General features: G+C 64.3%; 8 protein-coding genes and 1 pseudogene. 8 read left to right on the top strand and 1 reads right to left on the bottom strand.

Features of this window, described 5'->3' with window-relative positions; translation table 11 throughout:
- The 6 genes and pseudogenes from AUC71_RS00390 to AUC71_RS00370 form a co-directional block, all read left to right on the top strand.
- Positions 1 to 548, top strand: a 548-nt coding sequence (locus tag AUC71_RS00390) for a 3-methyl-2-oxobutanoate hydroxymethyltransferase (RefSeq protein WP_193426996.1), incomplete at its 5' end; no start/stop codon positions are given.
- A 153-nt stretch (positions 549 to 701) separates the two neighbouring features.
- The gene (locus tag AUC71_RS00385) at positions 702 to 1,385 is read left to right on the top strand and encodes a tetratricopeptide repeat protein (RefSeq protein WP_069622667.1); all 684 of its coding nucleotides are present in this window, start codon (positions 702 to 704) and stop codon (positions 1,383 to 1,385) included.
- A 287-nt stretch (positions 1,386 to 1,672) separates the two neighbouring features.
- Positions 1,673 to 2,466, top strand: a pseudogene (locus AUC71_RS00380) (PQQ-binding-like beta-propeller repeat protein); the annotation flags it as partial.
- Positions 2,467 to 2,490: 24 nt separating this feature from the next.
- Positions 2,491 to 2,748, top strand: coding sequence for an outer membrane protein assembly factor BamB family protein (locus tag AUC71_RS22460; RefSeq protein WP_425283338.1), 258 nt, complete (start codon positions 2,491 to 2,493; stop codon positions 2,746 to 2,748).
- Positions 2,749 to 2,803: 55 nt separating this feature from the next.
- Positions 2,804 to 4,159 carry a ribosome biogenesis GTPase Der gene (gene der / locus AUC71_RS00375; protein WP_069622666.1) on the top strand — a complete coding sequence of 452 codons (1,356 nt, stop codon included), beginning with the start codon at positions 2,804 to 2,806 and terminating at the stop codon, positions 4,157 to 4,159.
- Positions 4,156 to 4,614 carry a DNA polymerase III subunit chi gene (locus tag AUC71_RS00370; RefSeq protein ID WP_069622665.1) on the top strand — a complete coding sequence of 153 codons (459 nt, stop codon included), beginning with the start codon at positions 4,156 to 4,158 and terminating at the stop codon, positions 4,612 to 4,614. Before der ends, AUC71_RS00370 begins: the two co-directional genes overlap by 4 nt.
- Before the next feature lie 6 nt (positions 4,615 to 4,620).
- Here the strand turns inward: AUC71_RS00370 and AUC71_RS00365 are convergent, their stop codons facing one another.
- Positions 4,621 to 4,971: a DUF3147 family protein gene (locus AUC71_RS00365; RefSeq protein ID WP_069622668.1), complete on the bottom strand. Its 351-nt coding sequence runs from the start codon at positions 4,969 to 4,971 to the stop codon at positions 4,621 to 4,623.
- Positions 4,972 to 5,114: 143 nt separating this feature from the next.
- Between AUC71_RS00365 and ndk the strand changes: the two genes are divergently transcribed.
- A complete protein-coding gene (gene ndk, locus AUC71_RS00360; RefSeq protein ID WP_069622664.1) occupies positions 5,115 to 5,537 on the top strand; it encodes a nucleoside-diphosphate kinase in 423 nt (140 codons plus the stop codon).
- Between the two features lie 96 nt (positions 5,538 to 5,633).
- Positions 5,634 to 6,263 (top strand): c-type cytochrome, encoded by a 630-nt coding sequence (locus tag AUC71_RS00355; protein WP_083237937.1) that lies wholly within the window; start codon positions 5,634 to 5,636, stop codon positions 6,261 to 6,263.
- Positions 6,264 to 6,286 lie beyond the last annotated feature (23 nt).

The following is a 6,286-nucleotide window of genomic DNA, read 5'->3' as shown; positions in this document are numbered from 1 at the left end:
CCGCCCGTGTCCTCAAGGAGACCGGCTGCGGCGCGGTCAAGCTCGAGGGCGGCGTGCATATGGCCGAGACCATCAAATATCTCACGAGCCGGGGCATCCCGGTAATGAGCCATATCGGGCTCACGCCGCAGGCGGTGAACCAGATCGGCAGCTTTCAGCCCCAAGGGCGCCACCGTTCCGAATGGGCCCGGTTCGAAGAGGATGCCAAGGCCGTGGCCGAGGCCGGCGCTTTCGCCGTGGTGGTCGAGGCTTTGGCCGAGTTGCTGGCCGCGCGCATCACCAAGCAGATCGCCATTCCCACGATCGGCATTGGTGCGTCGGCCGAATGCGACGGGCAGGTGCTCGTGCTCGAGGACATGCTGGGACTCTCCCCGCGCGTGCCCAAATTCGTCAAGGAATACGCCCATCTCGGCGATGCCATCGAAGGGGCCGTGAAGGCCTATTCCACCGAGGTGCGCGCCCGTGCCTTCCCGTCGGACGCTTATACCTATCCGATGTTCGAGGACGACGACGGGGCCACGAAAAAGACCAAAATGACAGGCAGTTAGCCTTAGAGGGCTAACGCATTTACCACGCTTGCCAGGTCGCGCCGGGGCTTGAGCCTTGCGCGAGCAACGGGCCTTCACTATACGGCGTGAGGTCAGGGTGGCTGCGTCTGCCCCGGCCGCCGATCCTTTGTCATCAGAAGAGCCCGCAGCCCAATGAGCGACAACAGTTTCTTTCGCGAGGTCGACGAGGCCGTCCGCCACGACCAGTACAAGAGGCTGTGGGACAGATTCGGTGTCTACATCATCGTCTTTGCCGCCGTTCTGATCGCCGGTGTCGCCGGATATAAGGGGTGGTCCTTCTGGAAAGAGCGGGAGTCGCAGAGAGCCGGCGCGGAATTCGTTCAGGCCATGGTCCTCGAGAACGAGTCCGATCCGGCCAAGGCCACGGAAGCTTTCGAGACGCTCGCGGACGACGGTCCGCACGGCTATAGGGTGCTTTCCCGGTTCCAGTTGGCGGCAGCTCAGGCGAAGGCGGGCGAGACAGACAACGCCGTCACCGCCTATGACGCACTCGCCACGGATGGCGGCGTCGATCCGATCCTGCAGGGACTTGCCACGCTTCAGGCCGCGACGCTGCGGCTCGATAAGGCCGACTACGCCGAGATGGAGCGGCGGCTCAAAGGGCTGATCGAGGGGAACACCGCTTGGCGGTTCTCGGCCCGGGAGCTGCTTGGCCTTTCGGCTTATCAGCACAAGAACATGCGTACAGCCGAGGAGCAGTTCAGCGCTCTTCTCGGCGATCAAGGAACGCCGCCGAACATGCGCGACCGTGCCAATATGATGCTTGCACTCATTGTGAGCAGCGCGCCGGCGCAGAGCAGTTCCACGACCAATTAGTTGCGAAGCAGCGGGGCTCGAAAATTGGGCCGGGATAAAGAACGGAGAACAGGCAGTCGCCTTCTCAGCGCAGGGCTTCTTGTCGTTGCGGTCGCCTTGGTCTTTTCCGGCTGTGGCGGGCCGCTCTCGTCGATCAAGAATCCGTTCTCCGAGGATGAGGAGCGGCTCCCTGGCGAGCGAATCGCCGTTATTACCGATCCGGGCGAGCTCGCGCCGGCCAGATCACGGCGAAGCCCGTCTCTTTGCCCCCGGCCAGCGTCAATGCGTCTTGGACGCAGCCAGGCGGCGTGCCCTCCAACAGTCTCGGTCATTTGGCGCTTCAGGGCGGCTTGCGCAAAGTCTGGACCGCGGATGCCGGCACGGGGTCTTCGTCGAGCGGTCGGCTGAGTGCGGTACCTCTCGTGGCTGGAGGCAAGGTGTTCACGCTGGACGCCGCGGGTGACGTGTCGGCTTTTTCCACCTCGAGCGGCGCGAAAGTCTGGTCGACCAGCCTCACGCCCGAGAACGAGAAGAGCAGCGAAGGCTTCGGCGGCGGGCTCGCGCTCGAGGGCAATACGCTCTACGCCACGACCGGCTACGGCACCGTGGTCGCGCTCAACCCGGCCAGTGGCGCCGTTCAGTGGACCAAGGCGGTCGGCAAGCCGATCCGCAATTCACCCACGGTGGCGGCGGGCAAGATCTTCTTCGTCTCCACCGACAATAATCTCTACGCGTTGAGTGCCAGCACGGGCGAGCAAGCTTGGAAGCAGCGCGGCCTGCCACAGAGCGCAACGCTTCTGAGCAATGCGAGCCCTGCGGTGTCTGGCGGCATTGTGGTGGCCCCGTTCCCCGCAGGCGATATCATCGCTTATGAGGCCGGCAGCGGCAAAACGGCGTGGCGCGACTCCCTGAGCCGTTCAACGGAAAAGAGCGCCTCCGGCGTTCTCGGCGATCCGGCGCGGCCCGTGGTCGATCGCGGGGTCGTCTATGCGGTCAGTCATGGCGGCAGGATGATCGCCACCTCGCTTGCCTCGGCGCCCGGGTCTGGACGCGCAACGTGGCGAGCACGCAAATGCCTTGGGTCGCGGGCGATGCGGTGTTCGTGGTGGATGTCTCCAACCGGCTCATGGCGCTCGGCCGCAATGACGGAGAGGTGCGTTGGGTGGCCGAACTCCCGAACGCCGCGCGCTGGAGCGGCCCGGTGCTTGCCGGAAACCAAGTCTGGGTGGTCTCCAGCGCGGGCCTGCTTGTGGGCGTCGATGCCAGGGGCGGACAGATCAGCAGCAAGGTTGACCTCGATACGGACGTCTTTGTGACGCCCGTTGTGGCCGGCGGCCGGATGTATATCCTGTCCGACGATGCCGATCTAATCGCCCTCAACTGATTCTTGCCGCCGGCTCGGTCTGGCCTTTCGCTCCTCGCATCTCGAAAACGGGTCCATGTCCTTTACTGTCGCCATTGTTGGTCGGCCGAATGTCGGCAAGTCCACGCTGTTCAACCGGCTTGCGGGCAGGCGGCTGGCTCTCGTCGACGACCAGCCGGGGCTTACGCGCGACCGCCGCGAGACCGAAGTTGAACTGGACGCCTGCACCGTCACGCTCGTCGACACGGCCGGTCTCGAATCCGGCGATGAAGGGCTCACCGCGCGCATGCGCCAGCAGACCGAAGCGGCCGTCGCTCAAGCCGATCTCGTACTGTTCCTGATCGACGCGCGCACGGGCGTGACCGCTGCCGATGAGATCTTCGGCGATCTGGTGCGGAGCGCGGGCAAGCCCGTGGTCCTGGCCGCCAACAAGTCGGAGGGCCGCGCGGCGGAAGCCGGCTTCTACGAGGCGTTCTCGCTCGGTCTCGGCGAGCCCTTGGCGATCTCCGCCGAGCATGGTCTCGGTATCGGCGAGGTGATCGACGCCATCGGGCACGCCGTTGAGGCGCGCGGCGAGACGGAGTCTCGGGCGGAGGAAACGGACGAGCGGACTTTCAAGTTGCGACTGGCCGTTGTCGGACGGCCGAATGTCGGCAAGTCCACGCTGGTCAATGCGCTGCTCGGTGAGGAACGCATGATCACCGGGCCCGAAGCAGGCATTACGCGCGATGCAATCGCTTCGGAGATCGAGTGGAAGGGTAGACCGCTGCGCGTGTTCGACACGGCGGGCTTGCGGCGCAAGGCACGGGTCGAAGGCAAGGCCGAGACGCTCTCGGTCGGCGACACGCTGAGAGCGATCCGGTTCGCCGAGGTGGTGGTATTGCTGCTCGACGCGGAGCAGCCTTTCGAAAAGCAGGACTTGCAGATCGCCAACCTCATCGCTCAGGAGGGCCGGGCGCTCGTCATTGCCGTCAACAAATGGGATCTCGTGCGCGAGCGCCAGCAGCGTCTGGCAGAGCTGCGCGAGATGTGTCAGCGGCTCCTGCCGCAGGTTAAAGGCGTCTCGCTGGTGACGGTTTCGGCCAAGAGCGGCAAGGGTGTCGACAAGCTCATGGACGCGGTGCTCGCGGCGGACGAGGTGTGGAACAAGCGCCTGCCGACGCACGCTCTGAACGACTGGCTCGGCGCCGCCGTCGACGCGCATCCGCCCCCAGCGCCCTCTGGGCGCCGCATCAAGATCCGCTACATGACGCAAGCGAATGCCCGGCCGCCGACCTTCGTTGCGTTTTGCTCGATGGCCCAAGCACTGCCGGAGTCTTACGTGCGCTATCTGGTGAACGGCTTGCGCGAAACGTTCGACCTGCCGGGCGTGCCGATTCGCTTCAACCTGCGCAAAGGCAAGAACCCTTATGCGAAGGCAGGTGCGGAATGAGCGGCGAGACGGAAGTCTATTTCTATCACCTGGAGAACCGCTCGCTGGAGCAGGTGCTGCCGACGCTGCTTGAGCGGTCTCTGGAGCGGGGCTGGCGCGCGGCCGTGCAGGCCGCGAGCAGAGAGCGGGTCGAGGCGCTGAACACGTTGCTGTGGACCTTTCGTGAGGACAGCTTCCTGCCGCACGGGGCGGCGAGCGACGGCACGCCTCACGCCCAGCCGATTTATCTTACCGACGACGAGGAAAATCCAAACGAGGCGGCGGTGCGTTTTCTGGTTGACGGCGCGGCGTTGGAGGACGCAAGCGGCTACATCCGTGTGGTTCATATGTTCGACGGCCGCGACGCGGACGCCGTGGGGCGGGCGCGAGAGGCCTGGGCGTCGGCGAAGGAGAAGGGCTTTGCCGTGAGCTATTGGCAGCAGGACGGAGACGGGCGCTGGCAGCAGAAAGCGTGAGTCCTGTTAGATCTCGATACCGGCAAGCCGCAAGCTATAGAGCATGGCGAAATAAGCCGCGACCGTAAGCACGATCGAGGTGGCGAGACTCGCGTAGAAGTCGACGCCGGCGCGGAGCAGCAGCGGCAGACTTAAGAAGAGCAGGAGCGAAGGGAGCACCAACCAAAAAATGCCCGAGGCCAGGCGCGCGATCTTCTCGGTATCGCCCGTATCGACATAGAGCCAGATCATGGCGAGCACCGAGACGAGCGGGACCGAAGCGATGATGGCGCCTACAAGGGCGCTGCGCTTGGCGGCCTCGGAGACTGCGACCACGAGAACGCTCGTCAGAATGACCTTGAAAGTGGCATAGAGCATCGGCATACCCCTCCTACGCGCTGCGGCGGTCCCGCTTCGGCGTCCCCAACAGTGGCAACCTAGTTTACCTTGATCGCCTTGTGGCTGTCATGCCTGGCAGCTATAAGCCCCGCAAAGATTCTAAAGACTAGAAGGACTTAGGTATGGCCAGCGAACGTACGCTCTCGATTATCAAGCCCGACGCCACCGAGCGTAACATCTCCGGGCTGATCATCGCGCGGCTGGAAGGCGCCGGCCTGCGGGTCATCGCGCAAAAGCGCGTGTGGTGGAAGAAGAAGGACGCGCAAGCCTTTTACGAGATGCACAAGGGCCAGGACTTCTATAAGGGCCTGATCCAGTTCATGACCTCCGGCCCGATCGTGCTCCAAGTGCTGGAGGGCGAGGACGCCATCGCCCGCAATCGCGCGGTGATGGGCAGGACCAATCCGGTGGACGCGGAGCCCGGGACCATCCGCAAGGATTTCGGCGTCAACATGCAGCGGAACTCCGTGCACGGCTCCGATAGCCCCGAAAGCGCCAAGCGCGAGATCGGGCTCTGCTTCAAGAAAAGCGAGATCGTGGGGTAGGGCCCATTCGCCCTTTCTTTGATCTGCGGCAATGCATGGTCTCGCCGTGAGAGCGATGTATGAGGCTCGGCTGAGACCAGCCAAAGGAAGCCTTCCATGCCGCGCACGCTCCCTGTTGTCCTCATTCTGTGTGGGTTGCTCTATGCGCCCTCTAACGTCGCCCGCGCACAGGATGTGCCGCCTGAGGCGAGCGGCAGCCCGAAGGAGGCTCCCGCCCAAGGAGAGCCCACGATTGGCTGGAGCTTACGGAATCTCGACCCTGAGCAGCAGCAGCGCATGCTGCGCTTCTCCACCTTTGTGAATGGCGACATTCCGCACCAATACTCGGCGGCGGAGAACACGGTCGGCTACACGGTGCGCGCCATCGCCGAAGGCGGCCCGCTCTACCACGCACATTGTCAGAAATGTCATGGCGTCATGGGGCTCGGCAACGGAGATCTCGCCTATTCTCTGAAGCCCTCGCCGGCGCTCCTCGCCTACATGGTTCAGCAGCCGGTCGCGGTCGATCAGTATTTGCTGTGGAGCATCGCCGAGGGCGGCAAGCAGTTCGGCACTGCCATGCCCGCATTCAAGAACCGGCTCTCGCAAGAGCAGATCTTCCAGATCGTCGCCTATTTGCGCGCCGGGTTCCCCGACCTCGAGGATGAGCCGCCGGCGGGGACGGACGGCGGTCCGGGCGCGGCCACGACGGACGAGCCGGAACGCAAAACCCGAGATATCGATTGAGCCGCGCTAGCTGAGCGCGCGGA

This window comes from Methyloceanibacter marginalis, assembly GCF_001723295.1.
Taxonomy (GTDB): domain Bacteria; phylum Pseudomonadota; class Alphaproteobacteria; order Rhizobiales; family Methyloligellaceae; genus Methyloceanibacter; species Methyloceanibacter marginalis.
Note: the sequence above shows the minus strand (reverse complement) of the source record. Positions and strands in the feature narration are given on the sequence as shown.

Excerpts from the sequence above, each read along its gene's own strand:
- AUC71_RS00385 (WP_069622667.1), top strand. The coding sequence starts at position 702 with ATGAGCGACAACAGTTTCTTTCGCGAGGTCGACGAGGCCGTCCGCCAC.
- AUC71_RS22460 (WP_425283338.1), top strand. The coding sequence starts at position 2,491 with ATGGCGCTCGGCCGCAATGACGGAGAGGTGCGTTGGGTGGCCGAACTC.
- der (WP_069622666.1), top strand. The coding sequence starts at position 2,804 with ATGTCCTTTACTGTCGCCATTGTTGGTCGGCCGAATGTCGGCAAGTCC.
- AUC71_RS00370 (WP_069622665.1), top strand. The coding sequence starts at position 4,156 with ATGAGCGGCGAGACGGAAGTCTATTTCTATCACCTGGAGAACCGCTCG.
- AUC71_RS00365 (WP_069622668.1), bottom strand. The coding sequence starts at position 4,971 with ATGCTCTATGCCACTTTCAAGGTCATTCTGACGAGCGTTCTCGTGGTC.
- ndk (WP_069622664.1), top strand. The coding sequence starts at position 5,115 with ATGGCCAGCGAACGTACGCTCTCGATTATCAAGCCCGACGCCACCGAG.
- AUC71_RS00355 (WP_083237937.1), top strand. The coding sequence starts at position 5,634 with ATGCCGCGCACGCTCCCTGTTGTCCTCATTCTGTGTGGGTTGCTCTAT.